The sequence below is a fragment of the Chlorogloeopsis sp. ULAP02 genome, assembly GCF_038404745.2.
In the GTDB taxonomy this organism is placed as follows: domain Bacteria; phylum Cyanobacteriota; class Cyanobacteriia; order Cyanobacteriales; family Nostocaceae; genus Chlorogloeopsis.
Genome location: NZ_JAYKTT020000023.1, coordinates 86,371 through 111,694 on the forward strand (window position 1 = coordinate 86,371; position 25,324 = coordinate 111,694).

General features: G+C 43.1%; 32 protein-coding genes and 1 pseudogene. 9 read left to right on the forward strand and 24 right to left on the reverse strand.

Annotated elements, in window-relative coordinates; translation table 11 throughout:
- Positions 1 to 35 precede the first annotated feature (35 nt).
- Both U2718_RS10750 and U2718_RS10755 read left to right on the forward strand, forming a co-directional pair.
- On the forward strand, positions 36 to 356 hold the full coding sequence (locus U2718_RS10750; protein WP_277128051.1) for a DUF433 domain-containing protein: 321 nt from the start codon (positions 36 to 38) through the stop codon (positions 354 to 356).
- Positions 340 to 675 carry a DUF5615 family PIN-like protein gene (locus U2718_RS10755; protein WP_342003164.1) on the forward strand — a complete coding sequence of 112 codons (336 nt, stop codon included), beginning with the start codon at positions 340 to 342 and terminating at the stop codon, positions 673 to 675. Before U2718_RS10750 ends, U2718_RS10755 begins: the two co-directional genes overlap by 17 nt.
- A 118-nt stretch (positions 676 to 793) precedes the next feature.
- On the opposite strand, the gene U2718_RS10760 is transcribed toward U2718_RS10755, so the two are convergent.
- From U2718_RS10760 to U2718_RS10770, 3 genes are all read right to left on the reverse strand, one after another.
- Positions 794 to 1,525 (reverse strand): rubredoxin-like domain-containing protein, encoded by a 732-nt coding sequence (locus U2718_RS10760; RefSeq protein ID WP_342003163.1) that lies wholly within the window; start codon positions 1,523 to 1,525, stop codon positions 794 to 796.
- 39 nt (positions 1,526 to 1,564) lie between these two features.
- Positions 1,565 to 1,720, reverse strand: a complete 156-nt coding sequence (locus U2718_RS10765; RefSeq protein WP_235082990.1) for a DUF1427 family protein — start codon at positions 1,718 to 1,720, stop codon at positions 1,565 to 1,567.
- Between the two features lie 154 nt (positions 1,721 to 1,874).
- Positions 1,875 to 2,768, reverse strand: a complete 894-nt coding sequence (locus U2718_RS10770; protein ID WP_016876129.1) for a helix-turn-helix domain-containing protein — start codon at positions 2,766 to 2,768, stop codon at positions 1,875 to 1,877.
- Positions 2,769 to 3,243: 475 nt separating this feature from the next.
- On the opposite strand from U2718_RS10770, the gene U2718_RS10775 reads away from it, so the two are divergent.
- Together U2718_RS10775 and U2718_RS10780 are read left to right on the forward strand one after the other, a co-directional pair.
- Positions 3,244 to 3,447: a hypothetical protein gene (locus U2718_RS10775; protein WP_342003162.1), complete on the forward strand. Its 204-nt coding sequence runs from the start codon at positions 3,244 to 3,246 to the stop codon at positions 3,445 to 3,447.
- A gap of 55 nt (positions 3,448 to 3,502) precedes the next feature.
- Positions 3,503 to 4,798, forward strand: a complete 1,296-nt coding sequence (locus tag U2718_RS10780) for an MFS transporter (RefSeq protein ID WP_342003161.1) — start codon at positions 3,503 to 3,505, stop codon at positions 4,796 to 4,798.
- A 134-nt stretch (positions 4,799 to 4,932) separates the two neighbouring features.
- On the opposite strand, the gene U2718_RS10785 is transcribed toward U2718_RS10780, so the two are convergent.
- The 8 genes from U2718_RS10785 to U2718_RS10820 all read right to left on the reverse strand — a co-directional run bounded on the left by U2718_RS10785 (position 4,933) and on the right by U2718_RS10820 (position 9,553).
- Positions 4,933 to 5,808 (reverse strand): RNA polymerase sigma-70 factor, encoded by an 876-nt coding sequence (locus U2718_RS10785; protein ID WP_342003160.1) that lies wholly within the window; start codon positions 5,806 to 5,808, stop codon positions 4,933 to 4,935.
- The gene (locus tag U2718_RS10790) at positions 5,805 to 6,215 is read right to left on the reverse strand and encodes a hypothetical protein (RefSeq protein ID WP_342003159.1); all 411 of its coding nucleotides are present in this window, start codon (positions 6,213 to 6,215) and stop codon (positions 5,805 to 5,807) included. The genes U2718_RS10785 and U2718_RS10790 overlap by 4 nt, the downstream gene beginning before the upstream one ends.
- Positions 6,216 to 6,337: 122 nt before the next feature.
- Positions 6,338 to 6,877 carry a carboxymuconolactone decarboxylase family protein gene (locus U2718_RS10795; protein ID WP_342003158.1) on the reverse strand — a complete coding sequence of 180 codons (540 nt, stop codon included), beginning with the start codon at positions 6,875 to 6,877 and terminating at the stop codon, positions 6,338 to 6,340.
- The gene (locus tag U2718_RS10800) at positions 6,825 to 6,995 is read right to left on the reverse strand and encodes a hypothetical protein (RefSeq protein ID WP_342003157.1); all 171 of its coding nucleotides are present in this window, start codon (positions 6,993 to 6,995) and stop codon (positions 6,825 to 6,827) included. The genes U2718_RS10795 and U2718_RS10800 overlap by 53 nt, the downstream gene beginning before the upstream one ends.
- A 120-nt stretch (positions 6,996 to 7,115) precedes the next feature.
- Positions 7,116 to 7,568, reverse strand: coding sequence for a GNAT family N-acetyltransferase (locus U2718_RS10805; RefSeq protein WP_342003156.1), 453 nt, complete (start codon positions 7,566 to 7,568; stop codon positions 7,116 to 7,118).
- A 54-nt stretch (positions 7,569 to 7,622) separates the two neighbouring features.
- Positions 7,623 to 8,066, reverse strand: a complete 444-nt coding sequence (locus tag U2718_RS10810) for a GNAT family N-acetyltransferase (RefSeq protein WP_342003155.1) — start codon at positions 8,064 to 8,066, stop codon at positions 7,623 to 7,625.
- A gap of 137 nt (positions 8,067 to 8,203) precedes the next feature.
- Positions 8,204 to 8,845 (reverse strand): class I SAM-dependent methyltransferase, encoded by a 642-nt coding sequence (locus U2718_RS10815; protein WP_342003154.1) that lies wholly within the window; start codon positions 8,843 to 8,845, stop codon positions 8,204 to 8,206.
- An 84-nt stretch (positions 8,846 to 8,929) separates the two neighbouring features.
- Entirely contained in the window at positions 8,930 to 9,553 is a 624-nt protein-coding gene (locus U2718_RS10820) for an SDR family oxidoreductase (RefSeq protein ID WP_342003153.1), read from the reverse strand.
- Between the two features lie 408 nt (positions 9,554 to 9,961).
- On the opposite strand from U2718_RS10820, the gene U2718_RS10825 reads away from it, so the two are divergent.
- Positions 9,962 to 10,837: an AraC family transcriptional regulator gene (locus U2718_RS10825; RefSeq protein WP_342003152.1), complete on the forward strand. Its 876-nt coding sequence runs from the start codon at positions 9,962 to 9,964 to the stop codon at positions 10,835 to 10,837.
- Here U2718_RS10825 and U2718_RS10830 read toward each other — a convergent pair.
- The 3 genes and pseudogenes from U2718_RS10830 to U2718_RS10840 form a co-directional block, all read right to left on the reverse strand.
- Positions 10,834 to 10,980 (reverse strand): hypothetical protein, encoded by a 147-nt coding sequence (locus U2718_RS10830; protein WP_342003151.1) that lies wholly within the window; start codon positions 10,978 to 10,980, stop codon positions 10,834 to 10,836. The genes U2718_RS10825 and U2718_RS10830 overlap by 4 nt on opposite strands.
- Positions 10,981 to 10,998: 18 nt before the next feature.
- Positions 10,999 to 11,745: an SDR family oxidoreductase gene (locus U2718_RS10835; protein WP_342003150.1), complete on the reverse strand. Its 747-nt coding sequence runs from the start codon at positions 11,743 to 11,745 to the stop codon at positions 10,999 to 11,001.
- A 53-nt stretch (positions 11,746 to 11,798) separates the two neighbouring features.
- Positions 11,799 to 11,885 (reverse strand): annotated as a pseudogene (locus tag U2718_RS10840) (carboxylesterase family protein); the annotation flags it as partial.
- 164 nt (positions 11,886 to 12,049) lie between these two features.
- On the opposite strand from U2718_RS10840, the gene ftsH reads away from it, so the two are divergent.
- Complete coding sequence (gene ftsH, locus U2718_RS10845) at positions 12,050 to 13,843, forward strand: ATP-dependent zinc metalloprotease FtsH (protein ID WP_411813266.1); 1,794 nt, start codon at positions 12,050 to 12,052, stop codon at positions 13,841 to 13,843.
- Positions 13,844 to 13,970: 127 nt separating this feature from the next.
- On the opposite strand, the gene U2718_RS10850 is transcribed toward ftsH, so the two are convergent.
- The 8 genes from U2718_RS10850 to U2718_RS10885 all read right to left on the reverse strand — a co-directional run bounded on the left by U2718_RS10850 (position 13,971) and on the right by U2718_RS10885 (position 21,878).
- A complete protein-coding gene (locus U2718_RS10850; RefSeq protein ID WP_342003148.1) occupies positions 13,971 to 14,468 on the reverse strand; it encodes a globin domain-containing protein in 498 nt (165 codons plus the stop codon).
- An 855-nt stretch (positions 14,469 to 15,323) separates the two neighbouring features.
- Positions 15,324 to 15,695: a type II toxin-antitoxin system death-on-curing family toxin gene (locus U2718_RS10855; RefSeq protein WP_342003147.1), complete on the reverse strand. Its 372-nt coding sequence runs from the start codon at positions 15,693 to 15,695 to the stop codon at positions 15,324 to 15,326.
- Between the two features lie 11 nt (positions 15,696 to 15,706).
- A complete protein-coding gene (locus tag U2718_RS10860) occupies positions 15,707 to 15,904 on the reverse strand; it encodes a DNA-binding protein (protein ID WP_342003146.1) in 198 nt (65 codons plus the stop codon).
- A 292-nt stretch (positions 15,905 to 16,196) separates the two neighbouring features.
- Positions 16,197 to 16,544, reverse strand: coding sequence for a methyltransferase domain-containing protein (locus tag U2718_RS10865; RefSeq protein ID WP_411813267.1), 348 nt, complete (start codon positions 16,542 to 16,544; stop codon positions 16,197 to 16,199).
- 288 nt (positions 16,545 to 16,832) lie between these two features.
- Positions 16,833 to 17,219 (reverse strand): hypothetical protein, encoded by a 387-nt coding sequence (locus U2718_RS10870; protein WP_342003144.1) that lies wholly within the window; start codon positions 17,217 to 17,219, stop codon positions 16,833 to 16,835.
- Positions 17,220 to 17,276: 57 nt separating this feature from the next.
- Positions 17,277 to 18,626: an SCP2 sterol-binding domain-containing protein gene (locus U2718_RS10875; RefSeq protein ID WP_342003143.1), complete on the reverse strand. Its 1,350-nt coding sequence runs from the start codon at positions 18,624 to 18,626 to the stop codon at positions 17,277 to 17,279.
- A 58-nt stretch (positions 18,627 to 18,684) separates the two neighbouring features.
- Positions 18,685 to 19,140: a MarR family winged helix-turn-helix transcriptional regulator gene (locus U2718_RS10880; RefSeq protein WP_342003142.1), complete on the reverse strand. Its 456-nt coding sequence runs from the start codon at positions 19,138 to 19,140 to the stop codon at positions 18,685 to 18,687.
- A 578-nt stretch (positions 19,141 to 19,718) separates the two neighbouring features.
- Positions 19,719 to 21,878 carry a Tex family protein gene (locus tag U2718_RS10885; protein ID WP_342003141.1) on the reverse strand — a complete coding sequence of 720 codons (2,160 nt, stop codon included), beginning with the start codon at positions 21,876 to 21,878 and terminating at the stop codon, positions 19,719 to 19,721.
- A gap of 230 nt (positions 21,879 to 22,108) precedes the next feature.
- Between U2718_RS10885 and U2718_RS10890 the strand changes: the two genes are divergently transcribed.
- Positions 22,109 to 22,540 carry a DUF4278 domain-containing protein gene (locus tag U2718_RS10890; RefSeq protein ID WP_342003140.1) on the forward strand — a complete coding sequence of 144 codons (432 nt, stop codon included), beginning with the start codon at positions 22,109 to 22,111 and terminating at the stop codon, positions 22,538 to 22,540.
- Positions 22,541 to 22,588: 48 nt separating this feature from the next.
- Here U2718_RS10890 and U2718_RS10895 read toward each other — a convergent pair whose 3' ends face one another.
- The gene (locus U2718_RS10895) at positions 22,589 to 23,083 is read right to left on the reverse strand and encodes a DUF4385 domain-containing protein (protein ID WP_342003139.1); all 495 of its coding nucleotides are present in this window, start codon (positions 23,081 to 23,083) and stop codon (positions 22,589 to 22,591) included.
- Positions 23,084 to 23,293: 210 nt separating this feature from the next.
- Between U2718_RS10895 and U2718_RS10900 the strand changes: the two genes are divergently transcribed.
- Positions 23,294 to 23,755 carry a VOC family protein gene (locus U2718_RS10900; RefSeq protein ID WP_342003138.1) on the forward strand — a complete coding sequence of 154 codons (462 nt, stop codon included), beginning with the start codon at positions 23,294 to 23,296 and terminating at the stop codon, positions 23,753 to 23,755.
- Positions 23,756 to 24,277: 522 nt separating this feature from the next.
- Entirely contained in the window at positions 24,278 to 24,565 is a 288-nt protein-coding gene (locus U2718_RS10905) for a hypothetical protein (protein WP_342003137.1), read from the forward strand.
- A 3-nt stretch (positions 24,566 to 24,568) separates the two neighbouring features.
- On the opposite strand, the gene U2718_RS10910 is transcribed toward U2718_RS10905, so the two are convergent.
- Entirely contained in the window at positions 24,569 to 25,318 is a 750-nt protein-coding gene (locus tag U2718_RS10910; protein WP_342003136.1) for a class I SAM-dependent methyltransferase, read from the reverse strand.
- Positions 25,319 to 25,324 lie beyond the last annotated feature (6 nt).

Here is a 25,324-nt window from a genome sequence, read left to right on the forward strand (position 1 = left end):
TTGTAAAGCGTCGTGGCTAAAAGGCGGGTTTATTTATGGAGTCAGTTATTTCTGAACACATCGAAATCACGCCTGGTGTATGTAGTGGTAAACCGCGTATTGCTGGACATCGGATTCGAGTGCAGGATATTGTCATCTGGCACGAACGACTGGGATTTTCGCCAGATGAGATAGTATCGCAGTATCCCAGCATCACCTTGGCTGATGTGTATGCGGCGTTGGCATATTATCACGATCATCTTGAGGAAATAAGGCAACAAATTCTAGAAGATGAAGAGTTTGCTAAACAGTTGCAGGCGCAAACTCATTCGCTTTTGTTGCAAAAACTAGGCAATCGAGATGTCCGGGAAGATTAAATTTCACTTAGATGAAAATGTTAGTAACGTCATTGCAGACGGATTACGCCGTCGTGGTATTGATGTTACAACCACCCCAGAACAAGGATTAATATCTGTCTCAGATGAACAACAACTAGCGTTTACACTGGCTGAGAGTAGAGTAATTTTCACTCAAGATGCAGATTTTCTCCGCTTCCATCAAGCAGGTGTTACTCATGCTGGCATTGTCTACTGTAGTCAGGGTAGTCGCTCAATTGGTGAGATCATACGCAGCTTGATTTTAATTTGGGAGTGGTTAGATGTGGAAGAAATGCGTGGGCGTGTTGAATTTATTTGAACTGCTCACATATAGATACTACCTCTTGCTCAAAGAACAAGAGGTGAAAACTGTCTAGGAAGCGATCGCTCGATTGAAAACCCCAAGCGCTAGTGAGAAGAATGCGATCGCTGAATATTCAATGCAGCTTACTTGTTTGTTTAACTCGATCGAGAAGTTGCTTGAAATCCTCACGCCAGCTATCAAATTCTGCGATAAAGTTATATCCGCATACAGTCTGGAGCGATCGCTCAGAAATAATCTCTAGTATCCGTGCGGCGCGATCGCGCGTCTCGTCTTGTGGGCCAAAAGGATTGAGTCGCATCCTAGATCCTGGAGGGAATGCATAGTCACAAATAAACAACACCTTGCCATAGATATACATGGTAAAGCCCGGTGTGTGCCCACCAATATGAAATGCTTCAATGCCGTGCTCAGTAAAGTCACCGTCGAAGGGGCGATCAACCGGAAATGGTTTAGCCAGCGGATGTTCCGCATCAAAAATGTGCAGATAAACTTTTGCACCCCAGAGATCGCGATACTGATTGGATGCACCCATAAAATCCTTGTGAGTAAAGTAAATCGCTTTTACTGGCTCCAAGTCTCGATTGAATGCTGATGGACAATCAATCCAGACGGCACCTTCATCTGTTTCAATGCGATAAGCAGCATGTTCAAAACCAAGACGAGGCACAGATAACAACTGCGTGACATCGTCATTGACGCGATGCGGTGTGACTCGATAAGTCTGCTCTGCCTCATCCCAAGTGACAAACCGATCGTGGCGTGCTCCGCAGAACGGACAGACATCAGGCATCTCACCAATCATGTTATAGCCACAAACTTTGCAAACCCACTGCTTATAGTACATAGTAGATTCCTCCATAGGTGTAAATTTGAAACTCTAAAATTAGCGAAGCAAAAAGTGTTTTAATTGTTCGATCGACCAAGCACCAAATAGAATCCCCAGCGCTCCTACGAATCCCATCAGAGGAGGTGCAGGTAACGGCAGTTTCAGCCACCCAAACAGAACACCAACGATCCAGCCTGCTACCAGGGAAAGCATGAATTCTTTCATCAGTTGATACCTCTGCGCCTTGTGTCAGGTTTCTATCTTTGTGTAAGAGGCAATATCTGCTTTCTAATAGTGATGAGTTCAGTATGTAAAATCTCTAGAATCAGCGTCTTGCATATTCTTGTACTTTTGAGCAAATTCTTATCTATTTGTTGAGAAATGCTTTAGGACTACTGCCAGTCAGACGTTTGAAGTGATGGCTCAAGTGGCTTTGATGAGTAAACCCCAAAGAATAAGCAATTTCTGCAATACTAAATTCGCCCTGTCGCAACAACTGCTTGGCGCGATCAACGCGACATTGAATCACATACTGATGGGGTGACAACTTTGTGGATTGTTTGAACAACCGGGAAAAATAACTCTGACTCATGCGAGCGATCGCCGCTAGTGTCGCCAATGTCAAATCTTGATCCAGATGTTCGTGGATATAGTCCACCACTTGCCGCAGTGTGTGTCTAGGTAAACCACTAACAATTGGGGACAGCGAATATTTATGAGCAGAATAATGCCGCAACAGATGTGCCATCAATGCAGTTGTCATGGCATCAACATACAAACGCCCGCCAATTCCACCGGACTCCAATTCTGCTTTCAGCGCTAACCCCATGCTGTGAATCAGCGGATCGCAAAGATTGATGATAGGAAGCAGTTCTACATCGCTGACATCGGTTGTCTGGGCCATGTGCTGTGCCAACAACTCTGGTTCAAATGCCAGCACTATAAACTGATGCTCTGTCTGCCAATACGCTTGGGTTCGAGCATTCGCGGGTAACACTCTCACCGTCCCCTGGCTCATCGGATACAACTGGTTGAGTCCTTCAAAGGTTTCAACGATGGGCGATCGCGAGGTGCGATCGTGAACGATCAGGCGATGCTGTGGACAAAAATTTTCAAGCATTTCAGGGGGCGGTTGGCGGTGATATTGCAGGTAGAGTCCACCCCAATCTGTTGAATTATTAGACAGGAGTGCTTTGTTTGGGTAAATTGAAAGACCGTCTTCTCCAGCCAGATTAACCCTCAGAGCCTCGTTTGTCACCATAACTCACAGCCTCCTTATCCAGCCAAGCTACTTAGGCGTAGTTGAAATGACTTCATTTTAGCGCGTGACTTCAGTTTTTGAGTAAAGTTTCATGAAGGTAGAGTGTCTATCGAGATATGGATATCATGAGTGAATTCTGCAAATATCTAAACCGAGCGTGGCAAAGACTACCCATACTGAATGCGGCGTGGGTACGGATACTACTGAAAACACTGATAAAATCAGCCGTCGATTAAGTTCTTCGAGTATTATTGAATTTTTAGACTACAAATGTAATTTAGCGTAGTATAATAAAAGAACTCGATGATTAAGCAACAAGTGTTCTGCTTTGGTGTCAGATGAGCGCCCTGCCCTTGGTACAGGCAAAAAGGCCTAGAAGCCCAAATTCAGAGCATGGGCGCATGAAACCAGTGATGCCACCTATGCGATCGCGCAGTTTAGAGGAGTGAGGTTATGTTTGATTTAATAGTTTGCTGTGAAATGTGAATTAATTAAAACTTCACCTGATCGGGTGAGTCGGTTGGGTGAAGCAGATAGAAATCGTGGTCGCTACCCTAAGAAGGCTATGGCAAAAGGAGAAACACGATGTTCTAAGTTTTTTGAGCTAGAAATTGTGCTTGGCATTCTCTACAATCCTGACTCCAACTGCTGTTCCGGCATTAATGGCATTTTTGCATAAATTTTCACCTAGTCGCACCGATCGCTAAAATTGTCGGATTTGAGATATACAACGTATGACAAAACTTTTTTATGCCGTTTTAGCCAACTCACTTGTGGCTTCGCTGACTAATACATTTGTGTGGTTTGCCGTCACGTTTTGGGTGTATCTTCAAACCAAGTCAGTGCTTGCTACCTCAATTATGGCGGGCGTATATCTCGTGACAGTCGCCATTTCTGGATTTTTTCTCGGATCTGTGGTGGATAGGTATAAAAAGAAAACAGCTATGATGCTTTCAAGTACCTGTTCTCTCGTTTTATACTTACTTGCATATATTATTTTTGTTTCTACTCCACCATCAGTTTTTACTGATACTTCTAGTATCATTCTTTGGGTATTCATCATCCTCGCACTTCTTGGTGCGATCGCTGGCAATTTACGGACGATCGCACTTTCAACACTCGTAACGATTGTAATTCCCGAACCAAAACGAGATAAAGCAAATGGTCTGGTTGGCACGATCAATGGCGTAGGATTTCTTGTTGCTTCCACTTTTAGCGGTTTAGTAATCGGTTTTCTTGGCGTATTTTGGATGCTTGTTTTCTCAATTGGACTGACTATTCTCGCGATCGTGCATTTATGGACAGTACCCATTTCGGAACAGAAAATCATTCATACTGAAGCTCACACGAACCATATTGATATTCGTGGCACGATTCGAGTCATACATCTCGTTCCCGGACTTTTTGCACTGATTTTTTTCAATACCTTCAATAATTTCTTAGGCGGAGTTTTCATGTCTCTGATGGATGCCTACGGTTTGTCACTCGTTTCTGTACAAGTCTGGGGCATTTTGTGGGGTTTTTTGAGTTTAGGATTTATCGTTGGCGGGTTAGTTGTCGCCAAGAAAGGCTTAGGAAAAAGCCCGCTGCGAACGCTTTTTTTGGCAAATATTGTCATGTGGATAATTGCCATTTTCTTTACGATTCAAGCGTCCATCGTACTGCTGACAATTGGCTTATTTATTTACTTATGCCTCATTCCAGTTGTTGAAGCTTCAGAACAAACCATTCTCCAAACAGTGATACCGCCTGAACGTCAAGGTCGAGTATTCGGTTTTGCCCAAAGCATCGAGCAAGCGGCATCGCCTCTGACTGCTTTTACAATCGGCCCGATCGCACAATTTATATTCATCCCCTTTATGACAACAGGTGCTGGCGTGGATCTCATTGGTACTTGGTTCGGAACTGGAACAGATCGAGGGATCGCGCTTTTATTTATAGTGACTGGATTAATCGGACTGCTCGTCACGCTCATGGCGATGCGATCGCGTGCGTATAGAAAATTATCAGCAAATTATCAAAAGTATTAGTGGTTTGTCTTATTAGTTCTAAGGAGTTAAGATGCTCATATCCCCAACTTTTTTCAATAAGTCGGGGAACTGCTAGCCAACAAAATTAATGGGACAGACTTCTTAATGCTACATTTAAGCTTTTGAGTAAATTTTCATAAAGGTAGATTTGCCATAATTCGCTTCAACTTCTCTGGATTTATGACAGTGTAGACAGATTGAATATAGCCATCCACAATTTCAAATGTCGTTACGCTGTGAATGCAGTTATTAACGAACGTGATTATGCCAGGCTGTTCATTAATGTCGATGATGTGATTAACCGCCTCAGCAAGCCATTTGCTGCGAATCGCCAGCAAAAACCGAGCGACTTTCATTGACCCCTGTAGCGGTTTCAAGGCAGCAGCAACCTTTCCTCCACCATCTGACCAATAGGTGACATCTTTTGCTAGAAGTGCCAGCAACCCTTGCAAATTTCCCTGGGTAGAAGCTTCCAGAAATTGCGTTGTAACTTGCTCTTGTTGTTGATGGGAAACCGGAAAGCGGGGACGTTGAGCCGTGATATGCTGGCGCGATCGCCGCAGAATTTGGCGGCAGTTGGCTGGACTTTTCCCTACCATCTTTGCAATTTCGTCGTAGTCATACTCAAAGACTTCTCGCAGCAGAAATACGGCTCGCTCGATGGGCGATAAGCGTTCCAGAACGACGAGAAATGCGATTGAAAGGGAATCTGCCAACTCTAACATGGCAGCTGGATCATCGGATTTTTGAGTTACAATCGGTTCGGGTAGCCACGTCCCTACATACTGCTCTCGTTGCACACGGGCAGAACGCAGATAGTCAATACACAGACGGGTGATAATTGTTGACAAATAGGTTTTGGCAGACTTTACTGTAACTTGGGCTGTTTGCTGCCAGCGCAAAAAGGTTTCTTGTACCATATCTTCAGCATCAGTAACCGTTCCCAACATCCGGTAGGCGATCGCAAATAAAAGAGGGCGATGCTCCTTAAAGGTTTCGAGATGACTCATAAAACCTGCTCTGTTTGCTTTAAAGTACTCAATGCCCACGCGCCTACTGCACTTCCAAGCCCTTCTGTTAAGAATAGAAGAATAGCAGTGATATGGAAGAGGACACCCCAACCAGTAAACGGAATTTGGGAGATATGATCGGGACTGATTGCAATGAAATGATTATAAACACCAAATAGAAATGCTCCAACCATTGAACTCAACAACAACCAGCTACCAACCTGCTGAAATGATGCCCAAAGTAAAATCATGGCAGCGATCGGAGCTAACACAATGATAGAAACGACAAATAGACTTTGCAGCGTAGACAACGGAACAGGTATTTTCTCGTGGGCTAAACCATGTAGGACTACGACAATAGCATGCATGATGACGGTGATAGTGGCATATCGAATAATGCGTTGCATCTTTACTACTCCCTGAGCGTGTATTGATTGACTGATACTCCGGTTTTGGGAGAATGAGGAAGAAGGCTTTCACTCTCCCAGGTTCCTTATGCAGGAAGTGTTTCAACAGCCGCTTTCCTCTCCTATAATGGTTGCGGCTCATAGCTGCCAGAAAGCATCCGAGTAGTAATTGCAATCCGATTCCAGCCGTTAATCGTGACGATCGCCATCAACAGGTTTGCTATTTCATCGGTCGCAAAATGACGGCTCACTTCATTGTAGATTTCATCTGAAACATGGTCAGTTGCAATCAAAGTCACGGCTTCTGTCAACGCGAGAACTGCCCGTTCCTCTGGGGTAAAAAATGGAGTCTCCCGCCACGCATTGAGAGCGTAAATCCGTTGTTCAGTTTCCCCATTAACTCTGGCATCTTTAGTGTGCATATCGATGCAAAATGCACAGCCATTAATTTGTGATGCTCGAATTTTAATTAGTTCCAACAGTGTTGGCTCGATGCTACTGCCTTGAACATATCGTTCTAGGTGCAACATTGCTTGATAAGCGGCTGCATTCGTTTTTCCAAGCTCCATTCGGCTCTGCATCTCGGCAACCTCTTCATAAAATAGGCTTTCATAGATGAGACGAATGAGTGCTGCTAGTTGTGACAGTTGACATTTGAGCATCCGATCCAAATTTCTGTTCAAAGCGATCGCGTTGAGGAGTAGGCATTCTCCAACGAGAGAGAGATTGGGTATTGCTTCGGTTTTGGGAGAGTGATGCGATCGCGCAGAATTTGCACATAATGTTATTTTATTTTTTGATGATGTAGTTGTCGTTCATAAAATCGTGGGTTGGATATCCTGCATCAGATAAACACCATCATCTCGCAGAGCGTTGTAAATATTCTTTTACTAGTGTGAATCACACCTCGATGTTAATCCTGTAGATGTATTCAATGTAGGTTTCACTGACTTTCTGTGCGCCTGTGTTCTCAAAAGTTTTCCGTGCAGCCTCATTCTCTAATGATGTTCCAACCCATATGTGCTCAACCCCATCTTCCTTACAATACTTCTTTAGTTCTGCTATCATTCGTGAACCTAGCCCTTTATTCCTGAATTTTTCGTCTACAATGATGTCGTAAAGGTAGACGTAAAATACATCATTTTCTATAGCAGGAAAACGAAAGGCGCTTAAATACCCAACTGGAGATGAGTCAATCAAACAAACAATAAAATAGCAATTTTTATCTGCCAAAGCTCGCATCAAATGGGAACTGCTAGCTATACTATCATCCCGATCCTCTTCTGGTATCAAAAGTTGGATAGCAGAGGATAGCAGCGGGTAATCATTTTCCTGGAGTCTTCTAATCTCCATAAAACTTTATAACTATTTGCGACAAAGTGCTGTAAAAACAGGGTTGTATTACTGCTACTGCAATTGTAAAGCGTAATGGTAAAATTCTTTATCCTTAGTGTATCCCCGCGATTCGTAGAGTTTTTGCGCGTTTGTGTTAGCAATCTGAGTAGCTAAAATGACTCGAACTGCACCACTCTCCTTTGCATACTTTTCTGCTGCATTCATCAATAAATTTGCGATTCCTTTCCTACGATACGGTTCTTCCACATACAAATCGTTGAATATCCATATCCGTTTCATGGACACAGAAGAAAAGCTAGGATAAAGCTGAGTAAATCCAACCATTTCCCCATTGTTAGCAACTGCAAACACAACCGAGTCATTATTATTGAAACGCTCTTGTAAAAACTTCTTGGCAGCTTCAATATCTGATGTCTGCTGATAAAAAACACGATATCGATCAAACAGTATCGACAAACTCTCAAGATGTTGAATACTAGCCAAGAAAACTTCCATTCACTGTCCTCATTAATTCGATATGAATTTTCACTTCAAAAATTATAACTGCTAAATTAATGAGGCGATCGCGTCAACGTCTAATCTGAGTTTCAACAAGTATTTAGCTTTGAAGTGCATACTGTTCGATAGCGCCTTCACTTCCTGAACAAGAATGATGCAAGTCTGGGTAGTTTATTTTGCTCCTGTTCGTGCCACCATTCTTTGAAGTCTTCAAACATGAAACCATGATTTTTTGCTGTGTTCAAAAAATCTGAAATGTGATGTACAAATGCTGGGATTTTAATCACCTCTTGATTTCTCTGAAAATTAGCTTGTGTTCCTCGATATTGTCTAAATGGATGGAGTTCACAGATGAAGAAATATCCCCCTTTGACTAATACACGAAATACTTCTGAAAATATAAATGAGAGGTCTTCGATATGTTCTAGAACAAGATTGCAGGTAATCAAATTAGCAGACTCATTGCTACAAGTCCATGGCTTGGTGATGTCTCCTGTAACAAAAATTACGTTAGCTGAGGTGACTTTCTCTTTCGCCTTTTCGATCATGCGTGCTGAAAAATCGATCGCATAGACTTTTTCAGCAATTTGTGAAAGCAGAAGTGTATTTTTACCCGTGCCACAGCCAATTTCAATCACTGATTTACACCTTAAACCCATTAAGGTTTCTCTGGTGACTACTCGATCCAGATCGCGCGTCAGGTTTTCGTCAATATCGTATGTAGCTGACCAATGATCGTATGCTGCTTGAATACTCATATTGGTGTTGGCTCGCATCTTGTACCTGCTCATAGATAACTTTAGTCTACTTGGCTGCTGAAACACCTATCTACAGACTAAAAAAAGTCATCATATAAGCTTTTAATACGACAAACCCGGTGTCTTGTGAAGATATAAATCATCCGTCAATTGCTTTAACATGAAATCTACGACATCAGCGCGAGAGATTTTGAGCTTTGTTGTCTTATCGGTGCCTGGAAAGCCATGCCGATAGTTGTTAGTGCGATTCCCGTCTATAAAGGCTCCCGGACGGATGATTGTCCAATCCAGGTGGCTTTGCTTGATGTAGCTCTCTTGCTTCACATGATCTGCATACGCTTGACGCAATAAAAATCCAAACATAATGTACTTCCAGAAGAAGTTTAGATTACCCCAACTATCTCCGACTCCAAGAGTTGTTTGGCAGATCAAACGTCGAACGCCCGCTTTCTCCATTGCGCGGATAATATGTCGTGTCCCTTCTGATCTGATTGTTCCATTCCTACCTGCTCCGATCGCACACAGCACTGCATCTTGATCTTGCACCGCCTTCTCCACCGATGTGAAATCCATTACATCGCCCTGAACAATCTTCAGGTTTGGGTGCTTGATGTCGAGCTTTGCAGGATCGCGGGCAAATGCCGTGACAGTGTATTCCTGCTCAAGAGCTTGCTTAACAAGCTGGCGACCGATGTTACCTGTTGATCCGAAAATAAGTATGTTCATCTTCTTCGCTTCCTCCACGTTATCATCTATCGAACTCGATAGGTGACGATATTAGACAGCTGCCAAGCCTCTACAAATTCTCTTGTAAGTCTTTTGAGAGTTCGATTTTCGTTTCGAGAAACTTCGCCGATGCTCACCACACAAACTAGAATGAATGTGTAACAAATATCTCATAGTTCTTCACGAACAATCGCTATTTCAGCTTAGATAAATTACCTGTCATTGGCTATCTAATTCCTGTGCAACTATCAAAATCTTGCTACTAGTTTTCAGTCTGTAAGCTCTTAATCTCTCCCGAAGCGAATACAATCAAATCAAACACCCATGTGATTTGATCCCACAACGAATCAGTGAAAATCTCTTTTCTCTAGCCCCTATTCTCAAATCAGCTAAATTGGGTTTTGCATCATGACAAATCCAGCCATCAATCAGAAGACAGAAACAACCTACTTGCCCATCTTGTCTAGCCAGGCTCAGGGCTGGGAAAATATTCTGGTCGAGGAGTTCCAACAACCTCCCGGTGAGGCGAGGTGTCATTACAGCGATGAACATACGATTTATCTATCTCTTGCCCCTCGTCCAATTCGCTTGCTGCAAATTCAGGGAGACAAAACTCATGCAGGATTGTACGCGAAAGGCGATATTTCTGTAACGCCTGCAAAGACGCCACTTTTTGCACGTTGGGATCAAGATGATCACTACTTGCAGATTCGGGTTGTATCCAGTTTCATCGAGAGCGTTGCCACAGAAGCTCTAGCGATGAATCCAGATCAGCTGGAATTACTACCCGAATTTCGGATTCGCGATCCTCAAATTGAGGCGATCGCTATGATGTTTCTCTGTGAACTGCAACAAGAAAATTTAGGTGGGAGGCTCTACATTGAATCACTGGCAAATGTTTTGGCAGTACATCTACTCAGACAATACGCTGCTGCTAAACCTCATTTTCAGACTTATGAGAGTGGATTATCTGAGCGCCAATTGCTGCAAGTCTTGGAATACATCAACGAACATCTCCATCAAGACATCAAGCTTGCAGATTTAGCTCAATTGCTGGGCATCAGCCAATTTCATTTCAGCCATCTATTTAAGCGATCGCTCGGTACGGCTCCTTACCAATACCTGATCCAGCAAAGAATAGAACGGGCAAAGCAGTTTTTGAAACAAACTAATCTATCAATTATGGACATTGCCTTAGAGTGTGGTTTCAACAGTCACAGCCATTTGAGCAAACAGTTTCGGCAATTTACAGGCATGACACCAAAAGCCTATAGAGCGAATTAAACATCGTGCAGTTGAGCCGATGCAGACAACCTCTCGGCGTTGGCTTCAAAACAATATTTAACCAGATGGCGAATTAATTGAATTTCTCCCAGCAGCATCGGTAAGTTCGTTATACCGATGAGAAGGCGGCTAGTCGCGTGCATGGGGATTGTGGGCTGCGGTTACTTACCCCCACTAATGTCTATAAAAGAAGCTGTTGTGTACGAAGCTTCATCCGAAAGCAACCACAAAATTGCTTTTGCAACTTCAATTGCTTGCCCACCTCGCTTCATTGGGACAAATTCTTTTACTCGCTCCACACGATTTGGTTCACCACCGCTTGCATGAATATCAGTGTAAATAAAACCCGGACGTACAGCATTCACACGAATACCCTCATCGGCAACTTCCTTTGCTAATCCAATCGTCATTGTATCAATTGCTCCTTTGGAAGCAGCATAGTCTACATACTCACCAGGAGAACCGAGACGAGAAGCTGCTGAGGAGACATTAACAATTGCTCCGCCTCTACCACCATGTTTGGTAGACATCCGTTTAACGGCTTCTCTTGCACACAGAAAACTTCCGATGATATTTGTTGTCAAAATTCGCTGCAAGCGGGCAGCATCCATATTCTCTACTCTTGTTTGCGGCTCCAGAATTCCAGCATTATTGACAAGTGCAGTCACTTTTCCTAACTGTTGATCCACCTGATTAAATAGATCAATCACATCCGTCTCGGAAGCAACATCAGCAGCTATTGCGATCGCCCTACCTCCACCGTGCTTAATAGAATCGACAATCTTATTTGCAGCCTCTTGATTACGAAGATAATTGATGCAAACAGCATAACTTTGCTCGGCAGCAAGACAGGCAGTAGCAGCACCAATACCACGACTACCACCTGTAACAATCAGAACTTTTTCCATTGTTGTAAAGACTTACAAACTACTTTCATGCATAATACAACTTTAACTACATCTCAAATCTTGATCAGATTGGAAATCTGAGGCGATCGCCAGCGCAAGTTTCCAAGTGGCGGTGTGGCGTAGGGAATGCCCTGAAAGGAGAGGACTGTTTTGAGCTAACACGCGAAAACTAGATTAACTTGTGGCATACGGAAAACCCTAAAAATAGTGGAGTAATCCCATCTGTTGCCCCCAAAGCAGTTACAGCAAAATCAAGATAGTAAGAAGTCCGAATGTGAAAGAAATTTAGATTTCCGACTTCTTAATGTTCCCCTTATCTGCACTAGGAATCGGTTCTATGAAGACGGAAACCAGTTCACAATCGACTTACAGCAAATTTATTGAGCAGGTCAAATCTTTCCAGGTACAATGGGTTACCATAAAGCCCGATCGCATTGAATACACTCTCAAACCCGAATTTGGCAGCCAGCGCTACTACACCGAATTCTCTGGACAAATTGAAGATATCTCCAGACTTTTACGGAGCCATAACGTAGAATTTATTACTATCCCTGATAACTCTGCGAACTCCGCAGGCATCATTGGCTTACTCCTTTCTACCGGGATGCTGGTGGGTGTATTTGCATGGCTTTTGAAATTTACCAATACAGGTGGTAGTGTAGGCGTTGGCATGGGCATGGGTAAAAGTAATGCACGGGTTTACAGTCGGGGCAAGACAGGTACGACATTCGCAGATGTAGCAGGTGCAGATGAAGCCAAGCAAGAACTTCAAGAGGTTGTTGACTTTCTGTCCAATGGCGAAAAGTACCGCAAGATTGGGGCGAAAATCCCCAAAGGTGTGCTCTTAGTTGGGCCTCCCGGAACAGGTAAGACTCTATTGGCGAAAGCCGTTGCTGGTGAAGCAGGGGTTCCTTTCCTGAGTATGTCCGGCTCGGAATTTGTTGAAGTCTTTGTAGGTGTGGGTGCATCACGGGTACGTGACTTGTTTAACCAAGCGAAGCGTCAGGCTCCCTGTATTATTTTTATTGATGAACTGGATGCGATCGGCAAAACTCGTGGTAACAATCCTATTGGTGGCAATGATGAGCGGGAACAAACCTTAAACCAATTGCTGACGGAAATGGATGGCTTTGATGGCAATAATGGTGTGATTGTGATTGCAGCCACGAACCGTCCTGAAATTCTTGACCCTGCCCTACTTCGCCCTGGTCGCTTTGATCGCCAAGTTTTAGTCGATCGCCCCGACAAAAGCGGCAGATTAGAAATCTTGCGGGTACATGCGCGCTCGGTGTCCCTTAGTAAAGATGTAGATCTAGAGGTGATCGCTGCCCAAACCCCCGGTTTCGCTGGTGCAGATTTAGCCAACCTTGTCAATGAAGCGGCGCTGATGGCAGCCCGCAAAAATCATCAGGTGGTTTTCATGAGTGATTTTCAAGAGGCGATCGAACGGGTGATTGCAGGATTGGAAAAGCGATCGCGGATTCTCACTCCCCTAGAACGGCAGACAGTGGCGTATCACGAGGTTGGGCATGCTCTTGTTGGCGCACTTATGCCTAGTGGTGGTAAAGTCTCCAAAATTTCGATTGTGCCTCGTGGATTGGGAGCATTGGGCTATACCTTGCAAATGCCAGAGGGCGATCGCTTCTTGCTGCTAGAAGATGAATTGCGTGGGCAACTTGCAACCTTGCTTGGTGGACGAGCGGCAGAGGAAATTGTCTTTGGTAAAGTTTCTACGGGAGCCAGCGACGACATTCAAAAAGCGACGGATCTAGCCGAGCGTGCCGTCACTCAATATGGTATGAGCAATACCCTTGGGCCAGTTGCCTTTGAAAAGAATTCATCACAATTCCTGCAAGGCAACAGTTCTCGACGGTCAATTAGTGCGGAAGTTGCAGCGGAGATTGATCGCCAAGTCAAACAGAACATTGATAAAGCTCACGATATGGCTTTGGAAATTCTGCAACTCAACCGTGACTTGCTGGAGTCTACAACCCAAGCCCTGTTAGAGAAAGAGGTACTAGAAGGCGATGAGTTACAACAGAGTTTAGCCAAAGTGCAAGCACCCGCAGGTTTGAATACCTGGTTGATCAAAGGCTAGCTGAAGCAGGAATAAAATCAACTTCAGGGCAGGGCCGCAGGGTAGGAAGCATATTACATCGCCCCACCCTGTGCTTCTGCTCCCAATAGTGAATTGGTATTGCAAGCAGTTTGCTAGTATGCTTTGGTCAGTCCGATGCACCAAGGTTGTTAGCTCTTGCCAATTGCTCAGTTAGTTCTTGATCCTCTTGTTTGTAGATCACCTTCTCTTTTTGAATAAAGATGTTTGCTAAAGCATCATAGGCTTCAGCCCACGCCAAGATAACTTCATCAGTTGCGGCATCTTGCAAAACATCTTTCATAGCTTGCAAAAGCTTTTCACCTATTAGCGGATACTGCTCAGGAAGTATGCGAGTCTCTACATGACGATGGGCAATTGTCTCTACCGCCAGAGCTAACTCATCTAAGCGGTCAATATGAGTAGCATAGGCATAAACAGCCGCAGCTAACTTGTGTGCTTGCCCACCACCGTCTAGATGCTGCATCCAAGTAGTTTCAAAGCTGCGTTTGTAATCAGGCCGCTCTTCAAATGCAATTTGATACATCCGCCTAGTAATCTCTTCACCTTTTTCTTTAATAATCGGTGCAGTTGCTTTAACTATTTCAATCGTTTTTTGACTAACCATTATTAAAAGTTCTCCTCTTACTATCAGGATATTTCTTGTATTAACAGTTTCCACATATAAAATTGCTAAGTGTTCCAGTGAACGAAATGTAGAACTGATAAGTTATGTTAGTAAGATTATTATTGGAATATTAAAAATATACAGAATCTTTCCACTGATTTACCTGATTTGACATAAATATATAGAAAGTTTCCGCCTATGATTTTGTATTAAGGGAATATACAAACTTTTTCTAAATCTTAATTTATGCATAAATGTGCGAAGAAGTTGATGAAATTAGCTCAGAATTTAATTCGCTTCAAATATAGCAGGGAACAGGGAACAGAATTGAAACTCCCTTGATTTCTTGCTTTGAGCATAAGTTGATGTCCTAATCTACCTGGCAACTGCTTTATTATTCCTATAATCCTGAGAAAACTTATATTGGTTGAACACGACGTTGTATATTTTTCAAAAATAAGCTTTATCTCAAAGAGATAGAAATAGATGAGGTTGAAGCTTTTTTAACTCATGTGATAGTTCAGAAAAAAATATCTGCTTCTCAACAAATCCCGATTTTTCATCCAATGCGTGTTTCTAGATCGAGAGGTTTGAAATATCGGTTTGGGACGAGAAATTAATGCAATACGAGCAAAAACTACTCGCTATGTTTCAAGGTTGTCATGGTGGATTTAAGTCAGAGGCGATCGCATTCTTCTCCTAGTGCTTGGGATTTTCAATTGAGCGATCAGGTACTGCTGCGATCGTTCATTTGTAGCACAGTTTTGGTAAACTCTCGGTAACGACCAAGTTGAGCAGCGGCCAATATCATTGAAAAGAAGCAGAAGAGGTTTGGTTCACCACCCCAACGACTTGTTAGCTGGTGGTTGTGTTCCGCTGCAACCATTCTACAAATGCCTCGCGCCCCAGCTCACCCGATGCGATCGCCAACACCACACGCTCTTGCTCATCCACAGAGGCGTTAATTTCTATTCCATTCAGAACAAGAAAAGTCTCTGTCGCAGCATGACCTGTACGTTTGTTTCCATCTACAAATGGATGGTTCATGATGATAGAAAACCCTAATGCTGCTGCTTTCTCAAGCAAGCTTGGGTACAGTTCTTCTCCACCAAACGTCATTCGGGGTTGAGCGATGGCTGACTCCAACAACCCTACATCTCGGATACCGAATGCTCCACCGGATTGCTCAATGACTCTACGATGTAGTTCTAACACCTCGATTAACATCAGAAAACGCATTATGCTAAACGCCGATACAATTCAGCATTTTTTGTCAGCACATAATTGGCTGCATCAACAAACTCGCTCTTTTGAGAATTGAGCCAATCCTCCAAGCTGACCTTTAATAGAACTTCAAGCCTAATACCATACACTGCTGCCAAATCTTGTAGCTTTTGAAATTGGCTATCTGAAAGATCAATGGTGATAGAAGCCACAGCGATCGCTCTCCTAGTGTTTCTGAGTCAAGTTTAACATTCGCATTTGACCGATAACCTCTTTGTACAGACCCAACCCAGGAGCCGATCATCCGTCCAGCAGCTTTTGAGCGAGCAAAAGGTTTTCAATCGGGCGATCGCTTCCTAGACAGTTTTCTCCCCTAGCTCTTACAGCAGAAACTGGTATTGGTATGTGAGCGATTAGGTATTGGGGCGATCGCTCCTCTGTAGAATAGTTTTGGTAAACTTTCGGTAACGGTCGCGCTCACCGGACATGGACAACCTCTCGAACTTAACGAAGAAGACTGGCACGTTCCGCTGCAACACGATTGTTAGCCGCACCGAATATCGACTCAAATCTCATACCGCCGCCATACCCACGCGAAACTGATTGGCACGTCACGATCAAGTCGTAACTAGCCTTTGGCAGTCCGGTCGTGCAAACATCCGCCACGCGGAGGGACGCGAACACGTCCCGTTTGCGATCCTGATCCAGCATCTCGGACGTGGCATCGACACCATCGATCTCCCGTACGCCCTTTCTCGCTAGCCATCGGCCGTGCGTCCCGTTCCGCAGCCAAGATCCGCGCAACGCTCGACGGCACTCCACTTGACGCTTTGGATCTGGTCGAGCAACCACAGATCCATGTCACGCTTTACGGTGTCCTCGTAGGTCGCAGCCCATTGAGAGTAGCCTTCACGCGCCGCTACAGTTCGGTAGTTGCGTCGATCAAATGTAGAGAAACGCGGCATACGAAACTCTTTCTAATGTGCTTTGGGCGGCTAACGGTCGCGCTCACCGGACGCAGGCAAACTTGGAACCCAATCGACCAAATTAGTTCGTTCCGGTGCAGCGCGGTTGTTGGGCTGCTGGCGCAACTGTTTACAAATTGGACAATTATAATTATCCAATTGCGCGGCAACCTGCTTATAGCTTCTGACTCGATTTCAACGCATACTGTTTATCGAGAACGTAGCTAGTTGTAGTCAAGACAATTCCAATACTGAGAACAACCAATAAGACTAAAAAAAATGGATCGCGATTCAGCATGTAAAAGCTGAGTAGACAGACGAAAAAGAAGCTTCGCACAATTAAAGTTGTAGAATAAAGCAAACTCAGCCGGAGACGAATCATTTGAAGAATCATTATTCCCAACCCAATTAACAGCATTCCAGCAGTGCGAGGAAATATGTTTCCGTAATCACTGTTTGAAAGCAAGAGTTTTAACGCAAAATGCGGCGCAACTAAAAGCATGATGCCGCTTGGAATCAGGTATCCAACAAGATAAAACAAGCTCAGTCGTGTTCTTTCCATTAAAATCTCCCTAATAAGTTTGTTCCTGTTGAGCAATTGGACAAATCAGACAGCACATCATGCAGGAAAACATTTACCAAACGCTTGAAGTAACTTAGGAGAGCCACTGATCCGAATTTTGCGTTGCAACAGCGCCCAAATCAGATTCTGTTCCTTAGCAAGAAAACCGAGCCAAGTTTTGCTGTCTGCCGTGATAGCAAGATCAACCTTCCCAACGTGACCGTCTTGAACTTGTACTGTTTTGTTCTGAATCGTCACTGTTGCACAACAAAACTCAGCACCAGTGAACGTGAAGTGATAAATTGCATTTAGCCCCTCGGACTGATTCCGTTGAAAGAGCAATGGCAATCCAAAGAGAAAACCTTGAATCGATTGGGGACGAATTCCACTGCTTACTCGTTTCACTGTTTTATGAGGAAAGCGCCGTGCAACATAGCTCTCGGCATCTGATCCTGACACTACGTAAATTGTTTCGAGTTTATCCTGCAAGGGCTTGACCACTTCTTGGATGAATGCCTTACGATCGCTCAAAAAGGGTGCAATGACATCTTCTCCAGCAGGACAAGCTGCAATGCAATAGGCGGCTTTGTAGTTCGCTTTGAAAGATAAGCTTTGCCACATTGAAGCTGATTCAGAAGCGCTGACTTTTTTGCGATAGTCATGGGCACTTTTGCTTTGTGCGATCGTCTCCGTCCAATCTGTAAATCCGCTCATAAATTCTCGGTAATTATGGGTGTAACACGCCGAAAAATTGAAATTACCGTCAGCCCCAATCGCACCAACCGGACAGGCAACTACACACAATTTGCACTCGATGCAGGGATTATAATCAATTGGATGAGTATAGTCCGTGACTTCTGCATCGATGAGAACGGTTCCAAGTGCGATGAAGTTACCAAACTTGGGGTGGATGACATTGCGATGAATGCCCATGTGACCCAATCCCGCCGCCACAGCAATAGGCTTGTGGGAGACAACCCAGACTTTACCCGGAAAGCGATCCATCTCCATTGGAAACGCGGAAGATGGATTCAACGCTCGAACACCCATTTGCTCTAGCACTTTTACCAGGTTTCGTGCTACTTCATTGGCATGGTCGTAGTTGGCATGAAATTCCAGATTTGCGATTGACCGAGCTGGAGTCCGAACATTTTCTCGATTCATGCAGCAGACAAAACTAATTAAGGTTTTGGTCGGCGGAAATGCTGTCAGGATGTCTGCTTGTTGGTCAGAGATTGCAGATCGATGAATTTCCACAAATCCCACATCATCAGCACCTGCCTCCAAACACAGTGTCCGGAGTGCATCTGAATTCAGGGCTGCACCTATAGATCCGCTTGTAGATCGGTTATTTGCAGACTGCTCACGCCACCACCGCACAGTAGGATGATGATCAAATTTAGCCATTGAAACCTCCAGTGTCGGCAATTATATGTATATACATAATTTCGGGAAAATTTTTAGGCTAACCCACGGTTTTTACATCAGACAACAGCGATAGCAGCGTTTGCCATTTTTGTTGACTAAAGTGCCGCATCACTTCGGCTTGAGCTTGCTCCCATAAAGGTAGAGCCTGAGCCAGAACCGCTTGACCTTCAATAGTTAGAGATACCAATTTAATCCGCCGATCTTCGCCGGGTTCGATCGTGACCAACCCCCGTTTCTCCAGTAACTTGAGATTTCGGGTCAAGGTCGTTTGGTCAGTAAATAACTCTTGAGCCAAGCGAGTAATGGGCGTAGACTCAACGAGATGAATGGAAACTAGTAGCGTAAATTGGTTTAACATCAAACCCACTGGGCGTAGTGCCTCATCATACACCTGGGTCAGAATTCGTGAGGCTCGACGAACATGCATTCCCATACAGGTTGCAGGAACTCGACTCACTCCAGCAAGTTTAGCTTCAAGGGATTGGTTGCTCATGTAATATGTATATGCATATAATCGAAACTTGTCAAGCTGTGTTTATTGTTGAGCATTTAGCTACTCCTGCTCAGTTCTGAACATTGTTGGAGAATTTCGACTGCTAACCCACCAATAACTAAAAGCAGCCCAACTATTTATTAGACAGAAACTTTCCGTCTATCACCCCAGCCGATCCAATCAAATAATGCTTTACAGATATTTTAGTCATAATATCAAGAAAATTTACGGATATCATCAATATCCGCTTATTATACAGAAACTTTCCAGATAACTACCTGATTTGGGGTGGATATCAAGAACTTTTCTAACTATCACCCTTTTTTGGGTAATGGACGGAATTATTCGGCATATTTACCTGATTTTGTACATAAGTACAAGCTTTTCAGTATATTCATCGCTGATATACAGAAATTTTCTGCATAACATCCAAATTAGAACATTAGATGGAATTTTTCACCGATATTCTTCTTTATGGAACAACGCCCCAAAAAGCTGATGGAACAAAGTCCTCTTTAAAGCAAGGACTAAAGTCCTTACTACAAAAAAGTTTTATACATGATGTAAGAAGAGAGTTTCTACTGCTTCACAGCCTTCATCGACAAACCAATCCGCTTCAATTTCTCATTAACTTCCAAGACTCGCACTTTCACAACTTGTCCCACCTTCACGACTTTCTTGGGATCGTCTACAAACCTGTCTGCAAGTTGGGAGATATGTACTAAACCATCTTGATGAACGCCAATATCAACAAATGCACCAAAGTTGGCAACATTCGTAACTATACCTTCTAATTCCATCCCCACTTTCAAGTCGGAAATTTCTTTGATTCCTTCTTTGAAGGTGGCATACTTAAACTCAGCGCGGGGATCTCTGCCTGGTTTTTCCAGTTCTTTGAGGATGTCGCGCAATGTTGGTTCACCAACGGTATCGGTGACATATTTTTTCAGGTTTGCTTTTTTGAGTTTCTCGGCAATTTGCGTGACTTGTTGTAGGGGTACATTTAAGTCAGTGGCGATCGCTTCCACTACCGAGTAACTCTCTGGATGTACGGCAGTATTATCTAAAGGGTTATTACCACCACGAATTCGCAGAAAACCCGCTGCCTGTTCAAAGGCTTTTGGCCCCAATTTTGGTACTTTCAGGAGTTCCCGGCGATTTTTAAAGGCTCCGTTTTGGTTGCGATATGTAACGATGTTGTTGGCAACGGTGGGCGTAATCCCAGAAACGAAAGTCAAAAGTTCTTTGGAAGCGGTATTCAAATCTACACCAACGTAGTTGACACAGCTTTCTACTGTTTCATCTAATTTCTTTTTCAGCAATTTTTGATCGACATCGTGCTGATATTGTCCCACACCGATAGATTTGGGATCGATTTTCACTAGTTCTGCTAAAGGATCTTGTAAGCGACGACCGATACTAATTGCTCCGCGCACGGTAACATCTAAGTCAGGAAATTCTTGTGCTGCAACTTTACTAGCACTATATATAGATGCACCCGACTCGTTGACTATTACCTTAATTGGTTTGCGCTCTAATGTCTGCAATACTTCAGCTACAAACTCATCTGTCTCACGAGATGCTGTACCATTACCAATGGCAATTAACTCTATCTTGTACTTTTCAATCAAATTTTTCAGAGTTTGCGCAGACTTAGCACGTTGTTCTAGTGCTTGGTGGGGAAATATGGCTTGATATTCTAAAAATTTTCCTGTCTGATCGAGAATAGAGACTTTACAGCCAGTTCTAAATCCCGGATCTACTGCCATTGTGGGTTTCATCCCCGCAGGTGCAGATAGTAGCAACTCCCGCAAATTTGCCTCAAATGTTTTGATAGACTCAACATCTGCGTACAGTTTCTTCTCAGAAATTACTTCGCCAATTAGAGAAGATTTCATCAAGCGGTTAAATGCATCTTTGAGCATTTCTTGATAAAAGCTACGAAGAGGGCGGTGTTTAGAGTGAATTTCCTTGGACTCTAAATAGGAGAGTATTACATCCTCATCAAAGGAAATATCAAAACTCAAAATTCCCTCATTTTCACCGCGACACAGTGCCAACAGATTGTGAGGTGCAATATTGCTCACCTTTGCCTGATAGTTACGGTACATCTCGAACTTGGTTGTACCGTCAGGGTGCTCATCTTTGATGCGAGAGACAAATATTCCTTCTTCTAGGAGATATTCTCTGAGATATGCACGTAACTCTGCTTTTTCTGCTACTTCTTCGGCAAGAATGTCAGCAGCACCCTTGAGTGCTTCCTGTGCTGTTTTGACTTGTTTTTCTTGCGATATGTATTTTGCTGCTTCTGGTTCTAAAGATACTGCGGCAGCGTTTTTAGTATTTAGCGACTTGATGAATTCTGCTAGTGGTTCTAGTCCTTTTTCTCTAGCGATGGTAGCACGAGTGCGGCGTTTGGGACGGTAGGGTAAATATAAATCCTCTAGTTCCGTCTTTTGTAAACAAGCTTCTATTTTGGCTTTTAGTTCCTCGGTGAGTTTACCTTGTTCCGTGATCGCATTCAAAATTACCGATTTACGTTCTTCTAATTCTGTTAAGTAAGAATACCTATCTGCCAAATCGCGCAATTGAACTTCATTCATTTCCCCTGTACGCTCTTTACGGTATCGTGCAATAAAGGGAACTGTTGCACCCTCCACTAGAAGCTCTAGCGCATTTTGCACCTGATAGGGCTTGAGGTTGAGTTCAGTTGCTAAGAGTTGAGGAATGTTCAGCATCGGGCGTCAGTAGGAAAAACTGGTAATATGCAAGATTGATTGCATGAATACAGAATGTTAAGCTAATATATCAGAACGTTTTGAAATCTTTATGATTTACACTGTTGTTAATGATAACGTGTTGTAAATTTAACAGAAACAATTGTAAAATTAAATACACGATTACTTAGCAATAGCCTTAATATTCAGTTTATTAGGCGCTTCTGGTTTAGATTCAGAGGTGAAGAGAAATGCCTTTGTTGTTTTTAATTCCGCTTTTGACTGGTTTAGTAACTGGTTATATCTTCAAAACAAGTACTGATGAGATCGGGCAACTAACAGGTGTTGTTGCAGCTATTAGCTTGATTTTGAGTTTGGTTTTAGCACCTTGGCAGATACAGGTTTTGATGCTAATTGTTGTCTTAGTTAGTACTAGCAAACTTTTACAACAAAATGAGTACAAACTGAGGCTAGACGGAAATAATCAACAGCAAATCAATGATGGCGATAGCAACGAAGCTGTTAGTTCTCAAAGTTCGACTAGGGTAAATGAGATTACCCACAAATATCGCGGTGGAAATTATCAAATTAATGATGTCAAGCTGCAATTTTCTGAGCGAGAGATAGTTGGTAAATATCGCGGTCTACCCTTAAAAATTCACCAGATAGCAAAAATCCAGTAGTCTGGAAGTTAAACTATAGGCTGGTTTTGTCTTCTTTGCATCAGAGCATTATTCTTGCTCGTACATCTGCTTATGTTTTGCTAAAAGCTGGAGATATTTGTCATTTGTCTTGGCTTGTATCCACTTCTGTTTAAAAATTGCTGCTGATTCGGCTTTTAGCGGATCTACTTCATAAGGTAAAATATCTTTACGGGCTTGCATTTGTTCTTCTTTAGAACTTGCTCTTTGTGGATTATTCTTATATTTTCTGCCACTTTTATGATTGGCATAACGACGCGATCGCGTATAACCCATCTGTAAAAATTTTCGTGCCATATCTGCCCCGATAAAATCATCTTGCTCAAGATAGACAAGAAATATTTCATAGATTTTTTGGCTAGACTCTCTGGCAATATCTGGAGTTTTGAAGCGCCAGTAAGGCAGAATTTCTGATTTATACGGTTCTACTAAAAGTACGCCTTGCTCGCCTTTGCCAACACGATATAGTTCGGGATGATTACGAAAATCGATATTCTGAAAATCCAAAGAATAGTTAAATGTCATACTCAAAAAGAATTGAGAATTATAGAATACAGAAATAGAGGCGGAGAGGCGGAGCTTCTCTGGCTTCGATTAGAATAACTACACCAACAATCGATGTAGTTTAAAAAATAAAAAATATTAAATTTAGATTGTTAATACAATCATAAGTATGAATATATAAACTATAAAAATTTTTGTCTTCTATCTTAAGAAAGTAAATTAATTTCTGCTATGCAATCTAGCTTTCCATCACTTAGTAAAGTTCTTACTCCAGGCGATTTGCGTCGAGTGCATCACATTGCCTTAAATGTAAAAGATATGCAAGCTTCTCGACATTTTTACGGTGCTATTCTTGGTTTGCATGAATTAACAGGTGAACAGGTTCCTGCTACCTTGAAAGAATTAGTAGCACAGGGTAAAGTTGCTAACTTTGTCACCCCGGATGGCACTATCCTTGATTTATTTTGGCAACCAGAATTGTTACCTCCCGATCCAGATCCAGAACGCACTTTTACCAGAGCTTATCATTTAGCTTTTGATATAAATCCGCAATTATTTGATGCTGCTGTCGAAGTAATCAAACAAAACCACATAGAAATTGCCCACGGGCCAGTTACTCGTCCCACCGGACGTGGTGTATATTTTTATGATCCCGATGGTTTTATGGTCGAAATTCGTTGCGATCCAGAGTAGGGGAAGATTGAGAGAGTGAGAGACAAGGGAACACAAAGACGCGGGGACACGGGAAAGGGGAACAGGGAACGGCACAGAGAAGTCTGTAGGCGCGTAGCGACTTCCCGTAAGGGTGCGGTGAGCAGCGCCTTGGGCGGGTTCCCCGACTTGTGGCGACTGCGAACCCGGAGGGAGGCTTCCTCCGTTAGCGTCAAGCCCTGCGGGCATGGCTGCGCGGTGAGCGCAGTGTGTCGCCTTGCGACTCAGCTCCTCCACCAGAAGGCACAGAACTTCGGAGAGAGCAGAGGAGATAGGGAGAACTACTAACCACTGTACGGGTGGGTTTAAAAGATAAATTGTCGATTTCCGCGAAAGATCATCCATAAAACCCGCACGGCAGTCGCTACAACCGGGGGAACCCGACGCCAGGTGACGCCAGGTGCTACAACGCGGGAAACCCTACCAAGAGCGCTGGCTCACCACCGCACTGGCTCCGCAACGCGCTGCCTCCCCTACTAACCAATGACCAATGACAAATGAAAAATGACTAAAATGCAAATATATCAAGTTATCGAAGAAGTCATTAAAAAACCTCCAGTTCCTCACGATCCAGCCAAGCAATCATTGAAAGCATGGGCTATGTATTGTCTACGAGATAGAGGTTTTAAAGTAGTATATGCTCAAAATTCTGACTTTGCAATTGAAACTAGAGGTGGTGAAAAAATCTATTTTAAAGTATCAAATACTAGCGATAATTTAGATAATCAATTTGGTTGGATAGTTTGGGATAGTACTACAAAAACTGCTAGTCTGATTCCTCCTCAAGCTTAAAGATTACTTCTCAAAAATCATGAAATGCTGCTGTGGTAAAAAATTTTTGGTTTCACGCCAAACTAAACCAACTGCTTGCATTTCTTTTTTCACTTGTCTTTGAGTCATTTTGTGTAAGGCTTTAATGAGAATAAAAGGATTTTCTCCCCGATATTCAACTAAAACAACTCTACCGCCTGGTTTCAGTGCTTTGCTAATTGCTTGCATGATCTCTTGTGGATATTCAAACTCGTGATAAGCATCTACCATTAAAGCTAAATCAATACTTGCAGGTGCTAGGTTGGGGTTGGTAGCTGTTGCCAAAATAGGCTCAACATTAGTAATGTTGTTTTCTTTTTTCAAAAAATCAATAATATCCAGCATTTCTGGCTGAATATCTACAGCTAAAACCTTTCCCTGTGTGAGTTGAGAAGCAATGCGAAAACTTAAGTAGCCTGTACCAGCACCAATATCAGCGACTATATCAGTGGGTTTAAGATTAAGGGCTGTGACTATTTTACTTGGCTGTTCTTCTGCTTCACGGCTGGGGCGTTCTAACCAAGCTGCACCAGTGTGGCTCATGTATTTGGCAATTTCTCTACCCATGTAGGCTTTCCCTATACCATCAGGGTTATGGACAAGTTTTTGCTCGTAGATTATAGAAGTTGTAGTAGCTGCAATTGCTGTTTTTATAGGAAAAAGCAAGTAGCCCCAGAGTATAAGTAGGGAAACCAGAGTTAAACATAAAAAATTGTATTTTAATTGTTTTCTCATCAATTT

Bases quoted from the DNA above. Each gene is read 5' to 3' on its own strand.
- U2718_RS10750 (WP_277128051.1), top strand. From the start codon at position 36: ATGGAGTCAGTTATTTCTGAACACATCGAAATCACGCCTGGTGTATGT.
- U2718_RS10755 (WP_342003164.1), top strand. From the start codon at position 340: ATGTCCGGGAAGATTAAATTTCACTTAGATGAAAATGTTAGTAACGTC.
- U2718_RS10760 (WP_342003163.1), bottom strand. From the start codon at position 1,525: ATGTACTATAAGCAGTGGGTTTGCAAAGTTTGTGGCTATAACATGATT.
- U2718_RS10765 (WP_235082990.1), bottom strand. From the start codon at position 1,720: ATGCTTTCCCTGGTAGCAGGCTGGATCGTTGGTGTTCTGTTTGGGTGG.
- U2718_RS10770 (WP_016876129.1), bottom strand. From the start codon at position 2,768: ATGGTGACAAACGAGGCTCTGAGGGTTAATCTGGCTGGAGAAGACGGT.
- U2718_RS10780 (WP_342003161.1), top strand. From the start codon at position 3,503: ATGACAAAACTTTTTTATGCCGTTTTAGCCAACTCACTTGTGGCTTCG.
- U2718_RS10785 (WP_342003160.1), bottom strand. From the start codon at position 5,808: ATGAGTCATCTCGAAACCTTTAAGGAGCATCGCCCTCTTTTATTTGCG.
- U2718_RS10790 (WP_342003159.1), bottom strand. From the start codon at position 6,215: ATGCAACGCATTATTCGATATGCCACTATCACCGTCATCATGCATGCT.
- U2718_RS10795 (WP_342003158.1), bottom strand. From the start codon at position 6,877: ATGCTCAAATGTCAACTGTCACAACTAGCAGCACTCATTCGTCTCATC.
- U2718_RS10800 (WP_342003157.1), bottom strand. From the start codon at position 6,995: ATGTGCAAATTCTGCGCGATCGCATCACTCTCCCAAAACCGAAGCAAT.
- U2718_RS10805 (WP_342003156.1), bottom strand. From the start codon at position 7,568: ATGGAGATTAGAAGACTCCAGGAAAATGATTACCCGCTGCTATCCTCT.
- U2718_RS10810 (WP_342003155.1), bottom strand. From the start codon at position 8,066: ATGGAAGTTTTCTTGGCTAGTATTCAACATCTTGAGAGTTTGTCGATA.
- U2718_RS10815 (WP_342003154.1), bottom strand. From the start codon at position 8,845: ATGCGAGCCAACACCAATATGAGTATTCAAGCAGCATACGATCATTGG.
- U2718_RS10820 (WP_342003153.1), bottom strand. From the start codon at position 9,553: ATGAACATACTTATTTTCGGATCAACAGGTAACATCGGTCGCCAGCTT.
- U2718_RS10825 (WP_342003152.1), top strand. From the start codon at position 9,962: ATGACAAATCCAGCCATCAATCAGAAGACAGAAACAACCTACTTGCCC.
- U2718_RS10830 (WP_342003151.1), bottom strand. From the start codon at position 10,980: ATGCACGCGACTAGCCGCCTTCTCATCGGTATAACGAACTTACCGATG.
- U2718_RS10835 (WP_342003150.1), bottom strand. From the start codon at position 11,745: ATGGAAAAAGTTCTGATTGTTACAGGTGGTAGTCGTGGTATTGGTGCT.
- ftsH (WP_411813266.1), top strand. From the start codon at position 12,050: ATGTTCCCCTTATCTGCACTAGGAATCGGTTCTATGAAGACGGAAACC.
- U2718_RS10850 (WP_342003148.1), bottom strand. From the start codon at position 14,468: ATGGTTAGTCAAAAAACGATTGAAATAGTTAAAGCAACTGCACCGATT.
- U2718_RS10855 (WP_342003147.1), bottom strand. From the start codon at position 15,695: ATGTTAATCGAGGTGTTAGAACTACATCGTAGAGTCATTGAGCAATCC.
- U2718_RS10870 (WP_342003144.1), bottom strand. From the start codon at position 17,219: ATGGAAAGAACACGACTGAGCTTGTTTTATCTTGTTGGATACCTGATT.
- U2718_RS10875 (WP_342003143.1), bottom strand. From the start codon at position 18,626: ATGGCTAAATTTGATCATCATCCTACTGTGCGGTGGTGGCGTGAGCAG.
- U2718_RS10880 (WP_342003142.1), bottom strand. From the start codon at position 19,140: ATGAGCAACCAATCCCTTGAAGCTAAACTTGCTGGAGTGAGTCGAGTT.
- U2718_RS10885 (WP_342003141.1), bottom strand. From the start codon at position 21,878: ATGCTGAACATTCCTCAACTCTTAGCAACTGAACTCAACCTCAAGCCC.
- U2718_RS10890 (WP_342003140.1), top strand. From the start codon at position 22,109: ATGCCTTTGTTGTTTTTAATTCCGCTTTTGACTGGTTTAGTAACTGGT.
- U2718_RS10895 (WP_342003139.1), bottom strand. From the start codon at position 23,083: ATGACATTTAACTATTCTTTGGATTTTCAGAATATCGATTTTCGTAAT.
- U2718_RS10900 (WP_342003138.1), top strand. From the start codon at position 23,294: ATGCAATCTAGCTTTCCATCACTTAGTAAAGTTCTTACTCCAGGCGAT.
- U2718_RS10905 (WP_342003137.1), top strand. From the start codon at position 24,278: ATGACTAAAATGCAAATATATCAAGTTATCGAAGAAGTCATTAAAAAA.
- U2718_RS10910 (WP_342003136.1), bottom strand. From the start codon at position 25,318: ATGAGAAAACAATTAAAATACAATTTTTTATGTTTAACTCTGGTTTCC.